Here is a 15,663-nt window from a genome sequence, read left to right on the forward strand (position 1 = left end):
TCAAGGCATCGCGCGAGGCTCCGAGCGGGAGACGGCGGCAATCTCCCGGACGGGGACCCGATCATGCGAACGGAAGACCGCGAAGTCGGTCCCGGCCTCGGTGACCACATCCATCATCTGGTCGATGAAGGTCTCCCCGACCCGCAATTGCACGGCCACGGGGCGCCGACGGACTACCGCTTCCTCGAGCACGTCGATGAAGTCACACCGCCCCACATCGTCCTGGCAAATCCGGCTCATGATTCACCTGACCGGGACTGTCACCCGGTTTTGAGGCGCGGTGACACGCCTCCCCCTGTTGCTGTCTCAAGCCCGTAACGGCTTGGGGATCAGGATACAAGCCGAAATCGGCGATGGCCAGCCGGCGCTCCTGCCCCCCAATGGACGCCATGCGCTCCCCCGGCATACCGTCTCGCTCTGTCCCGCGCGCACGAGTGCCCATGAGCCGGAATCCCCTCCGCCCCCTGTCTTGCCCTCCCCAGAGCCGCGTCGTCCTCTCCCTGCTGACGAGTCTCCTCCTGCTCCCCGCCGCCGTCCGGGCCGAGAGTGCCTCTGACACGCCTGCCGCCTCCCCACCGGGGGCCCCGCTCGTGCCCCCCGCGCGGGCTCCTGACGAGCCGGCTCACCGCACGGGCTGGGACATCCAGGGCGTGCCCGCGGTGAACTTCAACACCGACGAGGGGTTTGGCTACGGCGCGATCCTGATGCTCGTGGACCGCGCGGACGGCACCTACGAGCCCTTCCGCTACTCGATCCTGCTGCAGGTCTTCCAGACCACGCGGCAGGTGGCCTCTCACTTCATCCAGCTCGACGCGCCCCACTTCCTCGACTCGCAGTGGCGAATGGGCTTCGAGGTGGCGTACACCCGGACCCGGTACGCCCCCTACTACGGCCTGGGAAACACCGCGTCCTACGTCCCCGAGTTCTCCGACTGCACGAACCGGGACGCCCTGGAGTCCAATCCAGATGTCTGCCCGGACAACGCCGACTTCCGAGGCCTGCGCTACTACACCTATGACCACCAGAGCCTGCCGCGCATCCGCATCAACGCGCGGCGACAGCTCACCAACACCTGGATGCTCTTCCTGGGCTACCGCCTGCGCATGGACCGGATCCGGACGCGCTACTCCTCGGACGATCTGGGCCAGACCGGCGACTCGAAGCTCATCGAGGATGGCTCGACGGGGCTGATCGACTCCCACGCCAGCGGCCTCTCCGACACGTTCTCGGAGCGCACCTCCGAGCTGATGTTCGGCATCCAGTACGACACCCGGGACATCGAGTCCTCCCCCACCCTGGGCATGTTCCACGAGCTGTCGGTGCGCGGGGGTGCTGGCGCCATCGGCAGCCAGTTCAACTACTGGGGCGCCACGCTCCATGCGCGGTTCTTCCACCCCGTCATCCCCGGGTACCGGCGCCTGGTCATGGGGTGGCGGGGCCTGTTCGATGTGATGGGTGGCGACGTGCCCATCTCCCTGTTCCCGGTGTACGGCGGGCTCGAGAACAAGGATGGCTTCGGAGGTGTGTACTCCGCGCGTGGCATCCTGCTGCGCCGCTACCAGGGGCCCGTGAAGCTGCTGCTCAACGCGGAGCTGCGGTGGACGGCGCTCTCGGCGGAGCCGTTGGGGCAGCAGTTCGACTTCACCCTGGCGGGGTTCGTGGACTCGGGGCGCGTCTGGAGCAACCTGCACTTCAACGAGGGCGGCGGCCTGAAGACGTCCGCGGGCGGCGGGCTGCGCATCTCGTGGAATCGCGAGTTCGTCATCCGGCTGGACTACGGCGTCGGCATCACCGAGCCCACCACCGGCTTCTACCTGGACATCGGCCACATCTTCTGAGCGCTTCGCATGCGCGGCGCTGAACCCGAATCAGCGGACGCGGGGCGAGAGTTCGTCGGACTTCACGTCCTCGGCATACACGTCCCGGTACACCGCGTGCGTGTTCCCGTGCGAGTCCCTCACCTCCAGGTGGATCCGGTACCACTGAGGGCCGTCCGTCTCCTGCATCGCAGGCACCGTGAACGTCCCTCGCGCCATCCCGCTGAGGGGCGGCACGAACGAAGACACCCGGTCGCCTCGATGGATGTCCACCCACCAGGTGAAGGCGCTCGCCGGTAGGGCTCCATCCTCCGGATCCTCTCCACGCCCCTCGAAGGTGAGGGCGCTCCCGGGCCGGTAGCGTGCGCCCTCCTCAGGTGAGCGCAGCCGCGCGACCGGTGGCCTGTCGCCTCGTGCGGCCTCCGTGGCAACCGGCTCCCGCACGCCCGTGTCGTCCTCCAGCCTCTCGTCGCGCGAGGGCGGTGGCATGGGTGGCTCGGTGAACTCCGCTCCAGAACATCCCCCGAGCACCAGGAGCAGGAAGGCCGAAAGGTTCTTCAGACGCATGGCGATGCTTCGTCGGCGGGTCCCCCCCTCCGACGTGCCTGGCAAGATGGGGCGCCGAGCCTCGCTCGCCTACCGCTGGCTCCCATTCAGCCGCGGCCCTTCGTTCATCACCGGATGCTGTTCGCGGAGAGCTGCCGTGCAGCGCTCAGCCTCTCCCTCCAACGAGCCGCCTCGCGTCCAGCACTGGACGGCTTGCGGTACATTTTCTCACCGGGCGCGAGAACGCTTCGCCCGGCGCGCACCTCGCGCCACTTCGGCCCAGCGGCCTCGGAGGCGTGCCTCGGAGGCGAGCGCCTCCTCCCAGGAAGGACCATCCGACAGCAAGCGCTGCGCGTGGGCGAGCACCAGCCGCTCCAACGCCCGCTCTTCGCACAACCTGCGCAACCCCGGCTTGTCCAGCCCACACGCGCCCAGGAACGCCTGCCGCGCCGAAGGGCGCACCCGGTGGTTCCGCCACCACTCCGCTTCCGCCGCCTTCTGCTCTTCATCGGTGGGCACGAGCCCCAACGAGCGAGCCCACCCGGCCAACAACGCTCGCCGCAGGCCCGCCTCGGCCAGCTCCACGCTGTCCGGCGCTCGCTGCAGCGTCGCCAGCACCTGTGCGGAGGAGATGGCCCTGCCGTCCACCATGGACACATCATCCGCCAGCCTCCGGCGCCTCACGAGCGACGAGGGCGGTGGCCGGAGCGCACCTCTCGGAGGATACACCGGCACGACCAAGGACAAGAACGCCGCCGCCGACCGGATGCAGGCGATGGCATCCTGGCGCTTGAGATCCCCCACTCCTCGCGAGAACCAGCCCTCCCAGCCTCCTCGCGTGGCGGCGGGCCAGAGGGGCCGCACGGCGTCGAGGATCCGGCGCCAGGTGCGGTCCTGGTAGAAGAGCTCCTCGGCCGCCGTCACCAATTCCCGAGCCTGCCGCTGGTTGAGCACTCGCGCCGCACGCGCCTGCGCGGCCACGTGCCGGACATTCACCAGCGGCACGGTGAGCGGCCGATAGCCGTGCTCCGCGTCCGCATGCAGCAGCGCCACCTCCGAGTCATCCACCAACACCCCATCCCGGAACCCCTCGAAGATCTGCCCCACACCCACCATGCCGTGAGCGGACAGCTCCGCCGCGCGCAGCGCGCCCATGCTCGCCCCGCCGAAGAGCGCCACGCCCGCCTCCAGCGCGGCCAGCAGCTCGTGGTGCCACACGGAGGGCTGCGCCTCGAAGACTCCATCCACCAGGGCGATCACCCGGGGCCGCAGCGAGAGCGCTCGCCACACATCCCCCTGGCGCGCGGGAGGCAGGACATGGCAGCGCGCCAGCTTGCGCGCCTCGTCCGCGGGCAGCGAGGGACCCAGGAAGACGACGAGATCCTCAGGACGGCGTTTCATAGGAGCTCCGAGATGCGCATGCCCGGCACCACCACCCGCCTCACGTGCAGCCCGGGCATGGGCGCGTCCAGCGTGACTTCGGCCACCTGCGTGAAGCCCGCGCGCCGCAGCTGGTGCAGCACGCGCTTCACCCCTCGTGCCGGAGAGGAGGCCTCCGTGGAGAAGTCCGGCATGTCCTCGGTGCGGCGCTTGGAGCGCACCGAGGCACAGACTCGGGCGAAGCCTCGCGCCGCATCCCGGTCCGCTGGGGACACGTCCTCCCGCGCGCCGTGGATGTCCGTGAGGCGAGACTGGGCCGCCTCCAGCAGCGCCCGCAGCAGCGCGTCGTCCCTCCCGAGCGCACAGGCATACCCCGCCGTCAGCGGCACCGGCCCCTCCTCCTGATCCACCAGCACCGCCGCGGCCACTGGCAGCCCCACCGCTCCCGGCGCCCGCAGGGTGGGCGTCACATCGAAGAGGTACACGCCAAAGCCCCGCTCCCGCAGCGAGCGCGCCAGCTCCGCCGTGCGAGGCGCGCCCCGCTCGAGCACCACCGGCCCCAGCATCCGCCGCCGCACCGCCTCCTCCGTCCACCCGCCGGGCAGCACCCGGGCCAGTTGATCCCGCTCCGTCGCCTCCAGCAGCGCGTGCAGCAGCGCGCGCCGGGCGTCCGGGTGCGCGCCGGAGCCATTGCTCGTCCACGCCACGCTCACCGGCCCCAGCGCCGCCGCGCCCGACGGAGGGCAGTGCACGCCCTGCGCCGGAACCCACACCGAGCGCCCCGAGTGCAGCTCCGTGGCCTGCCTCCACGCGCACCGCACCGAGTCCCCCCACAGCCGCGGATCCACCATCCTCCCCGCCGAGCCCAGCGCCTCGGCGCTCCAGGCGCTCGCGCTGCGTACATCCAGCTCCGAGCGGGCGCCCCACACCAGCCGGCCCGGCAGCACGTTCTCCGCCGCCCACAGCTCCGCCGTCTCGAAGAGCGCCCCCAGCGCGGCCCCCTCGAAGGACAGCCCCTTGCCGTTGCACACCTGGAGCACATGCCCGCCGGGCCGCACGGCGCACGCCACCTCCACCCCGGCGCGATCCAACCCCGTCACCCGCGCCACCCGGGTGACGCCCAGGGCCTCGGCCAGCTGGGACTGAAATACCTGTGAGACAAGGACGTGTTTGGTAGGAAGCACGGCGGCCAACCTTAACTCGAAAACCGTCCCGGGAATCCACCCATCGTGTTCGTCACGAACTCCGCGGGCGTGGTAGGGGTGGGCACGTTAGGGGGAACCCGGGATGATCCAGGTCGGAGATCCAGCGCCGGACTTCAGCGCCATCGATTGCCAGGGGCGCACCCTCGCCCTGTCCTCCCTGCGGGGACGGCGCGTGGTGCTGTTCTTCTTCCCCAAGGCCTTCACCATCGGCTGTACCCTCGAGACCCGGGCGTTTCGAGACAACCACGCCCGCATCCAAGCCCTGGGCGCGGAGCTGGTGGGCGTGTCCGTGGACTCGGTGCGCACCCAGTGCGCCTTCGCCGAGCAAGAGGACATCCACTTCTCCCTCCTCGGCGACGAGGAGCGCCAGATCAGCCACTCCTATGAGGTGCTCTGGCCCGTGCTCAAGGTGGACCGGCGCGTCACCTTCATCATCGATCCCGCCGGCACGGTGGAGTCCATCATCCGCCACGAGGTCCGCGTCTATCGCCACCTGGATGATGTGCTGAGCTACCTCGAGGCCCACCCGCTCCCCTCCAGCGCCTCCGAGGACTCACCCCGCTAGTCCCACTGGCAGTGATACTCGCAACACTGGGCGCCGCGGGCCGTGCACTTCGGGTGGGTGAGCCGGACGGACTTGCCCCCGGACAGCTCGATGGCGCGCTGGTGCCAGCCGATGATGGTGAGGCAGTCCGTCTCGGTGGCGTTCTCCGCGCCGAAGGTGCGCAGCACGGCCGACCTCTGGCCCGTCTTCTCGTAGGTGCGCGAGCCGACGGCGTAATAGAAGCGGTAGATCTGCGGCGCCTGGCTCAGCAGGAAGTGTGGATCTCCCGGCCGGACGAAGACGTGCTGCGCCCCCTTGAGGTTCTCGTCCGCCGAGGCGCGCCCCATCTCCATGAAGGCCCGCGTGCGATCCTCCGGCGACAGCACGTCCGCGATGGCCGCGTCCAGCCGCAGGTTGAGCTCCAACGGATACCAGTTGATGGGGAGGATCATCTTCCGCAGCAGCGCCTGATCCGCGGGCGGCAGCCGGCGCAGCACCTCCTCCACCCTCGCCTGCCCACCCTGCTGGCGCACCATGTTCAGCCGGGAAATGAGCACCGTGCCTTTGATGCGGGAATGGGGAGGGGTCTCTGCCGTCGACATGGGGTGAAGCCCCAGCGGGGCCTGCCCTGCATTGTGACAGTGACGGACGCGGTGCGGCAACCGAATGCGACGCATCGCCACCGCGCACCACCGCATGGCCCCTCACCTCCCCTGGAAATCCGCGACCTTCAAGCCTGCCCGCACTGGCTGTAACCTTTGCGTCCCACCGGTGTTCAAGTGAGTGTGAAGGCATGGCGGACAACGGGAGGCCCAGCGCTCCCTCGGCTGGCACTCGCGAGCAGCGCTCCGGCGCCCTCGGACGAGGTGCTGTGCCGCGCCTTCCTGGACGGTGACGAGGCGGCCTTTGGCACGCTGGTGGAGCGCTACCGTGGCCTCGTCTTCTCCCTGGTGCGCCGCTTCGCCGCCCGCCCCGAGGACGCGGCCGACCTGGTGCAGCAGGCCTTCCTGCGCGCGCTGGAGGCCTCGGGCCGCGTCTTCTCCCGCTGGAAGCTGACGAGCCCCACGCCCTTCAAAGCCTGGCTGATCCGGATCGCCCTCAACCTGGCGAAGAACCATGCGCGCCAGGGCCAGCGCTGGCGCCCGGCCCTGCTCACCGAGGTGGAGGACTCGGCCACCGATCCGCGCGAGTCCCCCCAGGAGGCGCTGGAGCGCCAGGAGCGGGAGCGGCGTCTCCAGGCCGCGGTGCTCGCCCTGCCCCGCCGCCAGCGCGAGGTCCTCACCCTCCGGGTGGATGGGGATCTGCCCTTTCGAGACATCGCCGAGACGCTCGGCATCACCGAGAACAACGCCAAGGTGCAGTTCCACCACGCCGTGAAGCGCCTGAAGGCGGAGGTGGCCGGCGCGCCACAGGAGAAGCGCGAATGAAAGCGTGCCAGGAGCAGGAGGAGCTGTTGACGCTCCACGCCGCGGGGGCGCTGGAGCCGGACGAGGAGGCCCGGCTGCGCGCGCACCTGGCCACGTGTGAGGCCTGCCGGAGCGAGGCCGAGTCCACCGCCCGAGTCCTCTCCGAGGTGGCTCTGCCGCCGCCTTCGTCCGCCCTGCGCGAGCAGATGGAGGCCCTGCCCGAGCGGGCCCTGGGCGCGTGGCGGCGGGAGCAGGTGCGCAAGGCGTTCCGGGCTCGGACCGTGGGCGCGCTGCTGGCCGCGGCGGCCGCCGTGCTGGTGTTGGTGGCCCCGTCGCTGCCTCGGCCGGGGACGCCGAGCCCCGTGGCACGCCCTGCTGCTCCCGCGAGCGTCTCCGAGACGCAGGCCGACTTCGAGCAGTGGGCCTCCGCGGATCCGCTCAGCGAGGCGATCGAGCCCGCCAGCGCCGAAGAGGACGCGGACGGGGACGCTGCGGACGAGGCGGTGACGCCGACGAGTGAGCTGTTGCTGAACCTGAACCCAGGAGACTCGCTGTGATGAAGCCCATTCGAGTGGCCGTATTGACGCTGGCCCTGCTGCCCCTTGCCGCGCTCGCGGCGCCCCCGGATGCCAAGGCGGAGGCGGAGCAGGACGCGGAGCGCCAGATGCGCATGGCGCGCGTGCTGGGGCTCGCGGAGGAGCTGGAGCTGGACTCCACGCAGGCGCTGAAGCTGGACGAGACCTTGCGCAAGTTCGACGAGCGCCGCCGCCCGCTGCGAGAGCAAGTCCGCGAGTCGGCCGACGTGCTCGAGCGCGCGGCCAATGGCGACAACACCGCGCTGTCCCAGGTGGATCAGGCCGCGCAGCGCGCCTTTGACGCCCGGGCCCAGCTCGCGGCGCTGGACCGCGAGATGTTCCAGGCGATCTCCAAGGATCTGCCGCCCCAGAAGCGCGCGAAGCTGGCGCTCTTCATGGCCCGCTTCGAGAACCGGTTCTCGAACTTCAAGCATCAGATCCGTGACCAGGTCCGCGAGAGGATGCGCGAGAAGATGCGCAAGCTCCGGGACCTGGACGACCGCGACTGAGCGCTCCACGCCGCCCTGCCCCCGGCCCTCGAGGTGTGACACCCTGAGGGCATGGAGGCCAGGACTCGACAGGAGGCCATCGCGGGGGCCCTGCTCGGAACGCTCGTGGGAGACGCGCTCGGGCTGCCGCGAGAGGGACTGTCTCGCGGCCAGGCGGCGCTCCGCTTCGGGCATGGGCCGCTGCATCACCAGCTCTTCCTCGGGCGAGGGCTGGGCAGCGATGACACCGAGCACGCGTGCATGGTGGGCCAAGCGCTCCTGGCGCAGCCGGATGAGGCCTCCGCCTTCGCGCGCAACCTGGGCTGGCGGCTCCGGGCGTGGCTGCTGAGCCTGCCGGCGGGACTGGGCCGAGCCACCCTGCTGTCCACCCTGCGCCTGTGGTTGGGGTTCTCTCCCGAGCGCAGTGGCATCGCCTCCTCGGGCAATGGCGCCGCGATGCGCGCACCGCTGCTGGGGGTATGTCTGGCGTACCAGCCTGAGCGATTGGAGGCCTTCATCCGAGCCTCGAGCCGGATGACCCACCGGGATGTGCTCGCGGAGGAAGGCGCGCTCTTGGTGGCGCTGGCGGCGGCGTACGGGACCCGGCGAGGGGTTGAAGGCGTGGAGCCGGAGTCCTTCCTGAAGGAGCTGGAGACCCGCGTGTCGGCGCCCGAGCTCCAAGCCGCCGTGCGCACCGTGCGCGAGTACCTGGTGGGGGACGAGCCGGCCCGGAGGATGGCGGGGAAGTTCGGCCGCTCTCGGGGCGTGTCCGGCTTCGTGCTCCACACCGTGCCCGCGGCGCTCTACGTGTGGCTGCGCCACCCGGGAGACTTCCGGCGCGCGGTGGAAGAGATCATCCGGCTCGGCGGAGACACGGACACCACGGGCGCCATCGTCGGCGCGCTGGTGGGTGCCACCGTGGGGGTGAAGGGCATTCCTCCCGAGTGGCTCGCGGGGGTGGTGGAGTGGCCCCGCACCGTGGGGTGGATGGAGCGGCTGGCGGAGCGGCTTGCGCGGCAGTTCCCCTCGGCGGGAGCGCCTGAACGTTCAGGGCCGCTCCCACTCTTCTGGCCAGGGCTGCTGCCGCGCAACCTGGCCTTCCTGCTCATCGTGCTCGGGCACGGGTTCCGGCGGCTGCTTCCTCCTTGAGGGAGCCCTGGGCCTTGCGCTCCTCTCCCGAGGAGAACAGCGCCTTGAGCACGCGGCCCGTCGCCGTCTTCTGCTTGCACACCTCGCGAGGCGTGCCCTCGGCGACAATCCGGCCTCCCGCCTCGCCGCCCTCGGGTCCCAGCTCCACCACATGGTCCGCCGCGGCGATCACCGAGGGGTGGTGCTCGATGACGACGAGCGTGTCCCCGCGATCCACCAGCCGTCCCAGGAACGTGATCAACCGCTCCACGTCGCCCAGGTGCAGGCCCGTGGTGGGCTCGTCCAGCACGTAGAGCGTGGGCTCGTGGCGAGTGCTGGCCGTCAGCTCCGCCGCCAGCTTCAGCCGCTGCGCCTCGCCTCCCGACAGCGTGTTGGAGCCCTGGCCGAGCTGCAGATAGCCCACGCCGAGATCCGAGAGGCACTCCAGCGGAGCCGACACCTTGGGGAGCGCGCGGAACACCTCCTTCGCCTCATCGGCGGACAGCCGCAGCACCTCGCCGATGGTGAGCCCGTGGTAGCGCACCTCCAACGTGGACACGTCGAAGCGCGCCCCGCCGCAGGCCTCGCACGGCGTCACCACGTCCGGGAGGAAGGCCATCTCGTGGGAGATGGCGCCCTGTCCCTCGCAGGCCGTGCAGCGGCCTCCGGCGGCGGTGTTGAAGGAGAACCGCGCCGGGCCGAACCCTCGGATCTTCGCCTCCGGGGTGGCGGCGAACGCGCGGCGCAGCTCGTCCCAGATGCCGAGGAATGTCGCCGGCACCGAGCGCGGCGTGCGGCCAATGGGCGACTGATCCACGGCGAGCACGCGGGACACAGAGTCCGCCCCGTGGAGCGAGTCGAACGGACCCGGCCTCGGCGCCACGAGCCCCAGTTCCTCTCGCAGAGCCGGGTACAGCACCTGGCGGATGAGCGTGCTCTTGCCCGAACCCGATACTCCCGAGACGACCGTGAGCCGGCCCACCGGCAGCCGCAGATCCACTCGCTGGAGGTTGTTGGCCCGAGCGCCCTTCAGCTCGATCCACTGCTCGGGCTTCCCACGCGTAGAGGGAGGCCGAACCTGAGAGGTCCGCAGCGCCCGAGCGGTCGGCGAGTCCTCCCGCTGGAGCACCTCCTCCGGCGCGCCCTCGGCGATGATGCGGCCACCGCCGCGCCCGCCCGTGGGCCCCAGATCGATCAGATGGTCCGCCGCCCGGATGGTGTCCGTGTCGTGCTCCACCACGAGCACGGAAGAGCCCGTGTCCACGAGCGCCCGCAGGTTGGAGAGCAGCCGGTGGGTGTCTCGCGGGTGCAGGCCGATGGTGGGCTCGTCCAGCACATACAGCGCCCCCGTCAGCCCCGCGCCGAGCTGCGCGGACAGGCGCAGCCGCTGCATCTCTCCTCCCGAGAGCGTGGCGGCGGCGCGATCCAGCGAGAGGTAGCCCAGGCCCACGCGCTCCAGGAACTCCAAACGGCGGACGAGCTCCTGTCGCGAGGGCTCGCCAATGAGCGCCCGGTCCCCTCGGAACTTCCAGCCCTGCACGCGCGCGAGCATGGCCGTGACGGAGCTCTGCACCACCTCGTGGTAGCGCGCGCCCTCCAGCCGTACCCCACGCGGCACCGGCGCCAGCCGTGAGCCCTGACACGTGCCGCACGGCTCGGTGTGGCCCTCGGCGATGGCCTCGGCGCCACCTTCCACGCCGGTGCCCTCACACGCCTCGCAGCGGCCCTGCTTCGTGTTGAAGGAGAACCAGCGCGGATCCAGCTCCGGCACGGCTGTCCCGCAGCGAGGGCAGGTCCGCTCGGTGGACATCAGCGTCTCGCCCTTGCCGCCGCGCACCTTCAGCGCGCCCTGGCCCCAGCCGAGCGCCCGGTCGAAGACCGCCCGTGGCAGCGCCGACAGCTTCCCCTCGTGCATCACGAGATCGATGTCGTGCTCGCGAGTCTTCGTCAGTCGCGGCGGGTTGTCCGTGTTGGCCATCTGCCCGTCCACGATCGCGGCGGGGATGCCCGCGCGGGCCGCGGCGGCGAAGAGATCCAGGTAGGTGCCCTTGCGAGCGCGCACCGCGGGAGCCAGCACCGTGCCCTCCCCCTTCATCCCCGAGAGCTGCGCGTACAGCGCGTCCGCCGTGGTGGAGGCGATGGGCGAGTCATCGTTCGGGCAGTGCGGCTGGCCCAGCTTGGCGAAGAGCAGGCGCAGGTAGTGGGCCACCTCGGTGACGGTGGCCACGGTGCTCGTGGCTCCCGCACGCGAGGTCCGCTGTTCCAGCGCCACGGTGGGCGGGATGCTGCTGATACGCTCCACGTCCGGCCGGGGCATGGTGGGCAGGAACTGCCGCGCGTATGGCGTGAGCGTCTCCAGGAAGCGGCGCTGCCCCTCGGCGAAGACGACATCGAACGCCAGCGAGCTCTTGCCCGAGCCGCTCGGCCCCGTCACCACCGTCATCTTTCCCAGGGGGATCTTGCAGGAGATCTCCTGCAGGTTGTGCTCACGCGCGTGCTCCACCTCGATGGCCGGAGCCCCCGCGCCCGCCCCGCGCGACTTCGCCGGACGCCGGACCGCGGTGCCCTCTCCGCGCAGCGCCGCCGCGGTGAGCCCCGGGCCTTTTGCCAGCGCTTCGGGAGTGCCCTCGGCCACCAGGCGCCCACCGTGACGGCCCCCGCCCGGGCCGAGATCGATGATCCAGTCCGAGCCGCGCATCACCGACAGATCGTGGTCCACGACAAGGACGCTGGCGCCCCGCTCCACCAGCGCGTGCAGCGCGGAGAGCACGTGGCGCACATCGGTCTCGTGGAGACCGGCGCTCGGCTCGTCGATCAGGAAGAGCGTGCCCTGTGTTTCGCCCGCCAGGGCCCGCGCCAGCTTCAACCGCTGTGCCTCGCCACCGGACAGCGTGGACAGGGGCTGGCCTAGCGACAGGTAGCCCAGGCCCAGCTGCGCCACAGGCCCCAGGGTGCGCCGGAGCACGGCATCGTCCCCGAAGTGCTTGAGCACCTCGTCCACGGTGAGCTCCAGCACATGCGCCACGCTGAAGCCCGAGTGCTGGATGGCGAGCACCTCCTCCTTGAAGCGCCGGCCCCGGCACGTGGCGCAGCGCAGGGCCACGTCCGCCAGGAATTGCATCTCCACCGTCTCGTAGCCTTCGCCCGCGCAGGCCTCGCAGCGGCCCTTGTCCACGTTGAAGGAGAAGTGCGCGGCCGTGAGCCCCCGCACCTCCGCCTCCGGCTCGGAGGCGAAGCGCTCGCGCATCCGGTCCCACGCCTTGGTGTACGTGGCGGCGTTGCCTCGCGAGGTGCGCCCCAGCGGCGATTGATCCACGAAGGTGATGGACTTCACCGCCTCCGCGCCCTCCAGAGACTCCACCTCGCCGGGCGCCTCCACATCCTTCTCGCCCAACCCACGCGCCAGGTGCCGGTACAGCACCTCGTCCATCAGCGTGCTCTTGCCGGAGCCACTAGGCCCCGTGATCGCGCACAGCACCCCGAGCGGCACACGCACGGTGAGCTCCTGCAGATTGTTGGTTCGAGCGCTGCGCACCACCAGCTCGCCCGTGCGCTTGCGAGGCGTGTGCGGCGTCTCCTGAGTGCCAGCCAGGAGCTGGCCCGTGGGCAGATCCGTCCGCTTCGCCAGCGCCTCGGGCGAGCCGTCGAAGCACAGCTTCCCGCCGTGCTTGCCCGCCCCCGGCCCCAGCTCCAGCACGCGGTGCGCGGCGCGGATGACGTGCTCGTCCTGCTCGATGACGAGCGCGATGTTGCCGCGATCGGCCAGCTCCGCCATGGCCTCGGTGAGCGGGCGCACGTCGCTCGGGTGCAGGCCCACCGTCGGCTCGTCCAGCACGAACAGAGAGCCCGTCAGCGAAGTGCCGAGCGCCGCGGTGAGTGACACGCGCTGCGCCTCGCCTCCCGAGAGCGTCCGCGCGGGCCGATCGAGCGTGAGATAGCCGAGCCCCACCCGCACCAGGTAGCGCAGCCGGTTGGCCAGCTCCTTGCGCGCCAGCTCTCCTTGGCCCGTGGTGGTGCGCAGGGACTCCAGGCGCTCGCACGCGTCGGACAGCTCCAGCCGGTGCCACGCCGCCAGATCCAACCCACCCACGCGGTACGCCAGGGCCTGCTCGTTCAGCCTCGCGCCCTTGCAGCTCTCGCAGAGCGTATAGGCCCGGTAGCGCGAGAGCAGCACGCGCACGTGCATCTTGTACGTGCGGCTCTCCATCCACCGGAACCACGCGCGCACGCCCGGGTACGACCGCCCGCCGTGGTAGTCACCCTCTCCCTCCAGCACCATCTCCCGCTGCGCCGGAGTGAGCGAGCTCCACGGCTTGTCCAGCGGGATGCCCATGGCCTTGGCGTACCGGTGGAGCATGTTCCGCTCCCAGTCCGAGGTCTTCCCCGACCACGGCCGGATCGCTCCCTGCGCGAGACTCAACGAGGGATTGGGGATGACCTTCTCCCAGTCGATCCCGATGGTGCGCCCGAAGCCGCGGCACGTGGCGCACGCGCCCGTGGGCGACTGGTAACTGAACAGGCCCGGCCGAGCGGGCTCGAACTCCCGAGCGCACTTCGGGCACACGAGGCCCCGGCGGATGCGCCGGGTGACTCCACCGGGGAGGAACGCCATGGCCTCGCCCTCGCTGCGCGCCCACGCGTCCTCCATGGCCTGGGTGACGCGCGAGAGCTGCGACTCCGCCAGCTTCACTCGATCCACCACCACCTGGGCGATGCCCACCGAGTCCGTGGCCTCGCTCGGACGCAGGGACTCCAGCTCCCGCACCTCGCCCTGCACCACGAGCCGATGGTAGCCGTCCTTGAGCAGCCGGGTCCGCACATCGAGGAACTCGGCCGTGCCGGCGATCCGCACCGGGAAGGTGAAGACGGCCTGCGCGTCCGGGTGCGCGGCGATGGTGGCCGCGGCGGCCACGCGCGCATCGGTGCGCACCGCCTCCACACCACACGCGGGGCACACGGGCATGGCCTCGCGGGTGAAGAGCGCCGAGAGGTAGGCCTCCACATCCGCCAGCGTCGCCACGGTGGAGCGAGAGCTCTTCACAGGAGCGCGGCGATCCACCGCCACACCAGCCGCTACCGGCTCGAGCATATCCATGGGCGGCCGCTCCAGCCGCTCGAGGAACTGGCGAGCGTACGGGCTGAAGCTCTCGACGAAGCGGCGCTGGCCCTCGGCATACAGGGTGTCGAGCGCCAGGCTCGACTTGCCTGCACCTGATACACCCGTGATGCAGACGAACTCGCCCTCCGTGAGATCCACGGAGAGGGATTGGAGGTTATGGGTCCGGGCTCCGACGAGGTGCGTCTTATGCATGGAAGCCGCGATCTAACGGCCAGATTGGCACTCGCCAAGCTTATCTATCAGGTTGGATCCTCAGGGAGACGGGGGCTCGCCCGGACCCTCGTACCAGGTGGCCTCGGGCTGCTGCACGTGAAGCTCCAGATCCCGCTGGAGCCGGCGCGAGGCCGCCTCCTTCACCTCCGAGTAGCGAACAGAGACCCGATCCGGGCGCCAGTCGAAGTCCACGCTTCCCTGGCGCACGAACTCCGCGAAGGCGTCCAGCAGCGGCAGCTCCGCCTCGTTCTCCACGAAGAGGAACTGGCCCGCCTGGTTGACCTCCAGGAAGACGTAACGGCCATCCGGCCGGACAATGAAGTCGAAGCAGCCGAAGACGATGTCCAGCCTGCGCATCAGCGCGTAGCACTGCTCGGCCACTTCCACCGGGAGCTCGAACGGCTCCATGCGCAGCTCATCCTGGGCTCTGCGCCAGTCGAGCCGCCCGCCCTCGGTCTGCTGCGAGAGCAGCTTCGCCGCGAACGCCCGCCGCCCCATCATCGTGACGCGCAGCTCGTAGGCCTTGGGCACCAGCGCCTGGTAGATGCCGGGCACCATGGAGAGCAGCTCATCCTCGATGAGCTGAGCCTCGGTCAGCTGGCTCGTATAGGTCATGTAGTACTTCGCGTCGTCCCTCCACGCCGTCATCTTGAAGGGCTTGAAGGCGATCTGCCCTCCGTGCTCCCGAATGAAGGCGCGGATCTCTCCCGGATCATTCGTGTAGACGGTGTCCGGGACCTCCAACCCCACCTCCAGCGCGAACTGATGCTGCCGCAGCTTGCTGGTCCGCTCGACAGCGTGGTGCGGGTTCACCCAGAAGGCCTCGGGAGCGAGCGTGTCGAGCAGCGAGCGCCGGAACGTCCTGCACCCCAGGTCCACGCAGTCGTAGTCCGCGGGGTGGACGCGCTGCGGATCGATGACGACCGCGGGCCTCCGGTTCCAGATGGTGCCAAGGGTGTGCTCGGCGAGATGCTCGGAGAGTTTCAGCTCTGGGCCGCGAAGCCGCACCGAGCGGCGGCCTGCCTCGAAGCGCACCGTCTCGGTGGCGCGCGTGGGGAAGTCGGAGGTGTGCCAGAGCAGCGCCGACGCACCCTTGCGCGCGAGGGCCTCGGCGACGGCGGCGGCGTGGATATCGGTGGGTTGGGAGAGGATCAAGACGGTCTTCATGGCGACGCTCGTGCGGAGGGTTCGGGGCGCAGGGCCGGAGAGAGGGCGCCCTCTCCAGCCCCGTGTCTGCAAGGA

Annotated in this window: 13 protein-coding genes; 6 read left to right on the top strand and 7 right to left on the bottom strand. The window is 70.6% G+C overall.

Features of this window, described 5'->3' with window-relative positions:
* Window positions 1-240: a hypothetical protein gene (locus tag ACJ8AT_RS06405; protein ID WP_407736723.1), complete on the bottom strand. Its 240-nt coding sequence runs from the start codon at window positions 238-240 to the stop codon at window positions 1-3.
* Window positions 241-590: 350 nt separating this feature from the next.
* Between ACJ8AT_RS06405 and omp85 the strand changes: the two genes are divergently transcribed.
* Window positions 591-1,838, top strand: a complete 1,248-nt coding sequence (gene omp85 / locus ACJ8AT_RS06410; protein WP_407736724.1) for an Omp85 family outer membrane protein — start codon at window positions 591-593, stop codon at window positions 1,836-1,838.
* A gap of 30 nt (window positions 1,839-1,868) precedes the next feature.
* Here the strand turns inward: omp85 and ACJ8AT_RS06415 are convergent, their stop codons facing one another.
* The 3 genes from ACJ8AT_RS06415 to ACJ8AT_RS06425 all read right to left on the bottom strand — a co-directional run bounded on the left by ACJ8AT_RS06415 (window position 1,869) and on the right by ACJ8AT_RS06425 (window position 4,927).
* Window positions 1,869-2,384, bottom strand: a complete 516-nt coding sequence (locus ACJ8AT_RS06415) for a hypothetical protein (protein WP_407736725.1) — start codon at window positions 2,382-2,384, stop codon at window positions 1,869-1,871.
* Between the two features lie 207 nt (window positions 2,385-2,591).
* Window positions 2,592-3,764 carry a TfuA-like protein gene (locus ACJ8AT_RS06420; protein ID WP_407736726.1) on the bottom strand — a complete coding sequence of 391 codons (1,173 nt, stop codon included), beginning with the start codon at window positions 3,762-3,764 and terminating at the stop codon, window positions 2,592-2,594.
* Window positions 3,761-4,927, bottom strand: coding sequence for a YcaO-like family protein (locus ACJ8AT_RS06425; protein ID WP_407736727.1), 1,167 nt, complete (start codon window positions 4,925-4,927; stop codon window positions 3,761-3,763). Before ACJ8AT_RS06425 ends, ACJ8AT_RS06420 begins: the two co-directional genes overlap by 4 nt.
* A 103-nt stretch (window positions 4,928-5,030) precedes the next feature.
* Between ACJ8AT_RS06425 and ACJ8AT_RS06430 the strand changes: the two genes are divergently transcribed.
* The gene (locus ACJ8AT_RS06430; RefSeq protein WP_407736728.1) at window positions 5,031-5,513 is read left to right on the top strand and encodes a peroxiredoxin; all 483 of its coding nucleotides are present in this window, start codon (window positions 5,031-5,033) and stop codon (window positions 5,511-5,513) included.
* Here the strand turns inward: ACJ8AT_RS06430 and ACJ8AT_RS06435 are convergent.
* A complete protein-coding gene (locus ACJ8AT_RS06435) occupies window positions 5,510-6,094 on the bottom strand; it encodes a TIGR02265 family protein (protein ID WP_407736729.1) in 585 nt (194 codons plus the stop codon). The two genes, ACJ8AT_RS06430 and ACJ8AT_RS06435, sit on opposite strands and share 4 nt — an antisense overlap.
* A 177-nt stretch (window positions 6,095-6,271) precedes the next feature.
* Here ACJ8AT_RS06435 and ACJ8AT_RS06440 point away from each other — a divergent pair, with 177 nt between their 5' ends.
* Genes ACJ8AT_RS06440 through ACJ8AT_RS06455 form a run of 4 tightly spaced genes read left to right on the top strand, consistent with a single transcriptional unit; the run spans window position 6,272 to window position 9,110 of the window.
* The gene (locus ACJ8AT_RS06440) at window positions 6,272-6,919 is read left to right on the top strand and encodes an RNA polymerase sigma factor (protein ID WP_407736730.1); all 648 of its coding nucleotides are present in this window, start codon (window positions 6,272-6,274) and stop codon (window positions 6,917-6,919) included.
* Entirely contained in the window at window positions 6,916-7,455 is a 540-nt protein-coding gene (locus ACJ8AT_RS06445) for a zf-HC2 domain-containing protein (protein ID WP_407736731.1), read from the top strand. Before ACJ8AT_RS06440 ends, ACJ8AT_RS06445 begins: the two co-directional genes overlap by 4 nt.
* Window positions 7,455-7,982 (top strand): hypothetical protein, encoded by a 528-nt coding sequence (locus tag ACJ8AT_RS06450; RefSeq protein WP_407736732.1) that lies wholly within the window; start codon window positions 7,455-7,457, stop codon window positions 7,980-7,982. The genes ACJ8AT_RS06445 and ACJ8AT_RS06450 overlap by 1 nt, the downstream gene beginning before the upstream one ends.
* A 51-nt stretch (window positions 7,983-8,033) precedes the next feature.
* A complete protein-coding gene (locus tag ACJ8AT_RS06455; RefSeq protein ID WP_407736733.1) occupies window positions 8,034-9,110 on the top strand; it encodes an ADP-ribosylglycohydrolase family protein in 1,077 nt (358 codons plus the stop codon).
* Here the strand turns inward: ACJ8AT_RS06455 and uvrA are convergent.
* A complete protein-coding gene (gene uvrA, locus ACJ8AT_RS06460) occupies window positions 9,067-14,400 on the bottom strand; it encodes an excinuclease ABC subunit UvrA (RefSeq protein ID WP_407736734.1) in 5,334 nt (1,777 codons plus the stop codon). The genes ACJ8AT_RS06455 and uvrA overlap by 44 nt on opposite strands.
* 60 nt (window positions 14,401-14,460) lie before the next feature.
* On the bottom strand, window positions 14,461-15,588 hold the full coding sequence (locus ACJ8AT_RS06465) for a hypothetical protein (protein WP_407736735.1): 1,128 nt from the start codon (window positions 15,586-15,588) through the stop codon (window positions 14,461-14,463).
* Between the last annotated feature and the right edge of the window lie 75 nt (window positions 15,589-15,663).

It is taken from the genome of Hyalangium sp. (genome assembly GCF_045802625.1).
Lineage (GTDB): Bacteria > Myxococcota > Myxococcia > Myxococcales > Myxococcaceae > Hyalangium.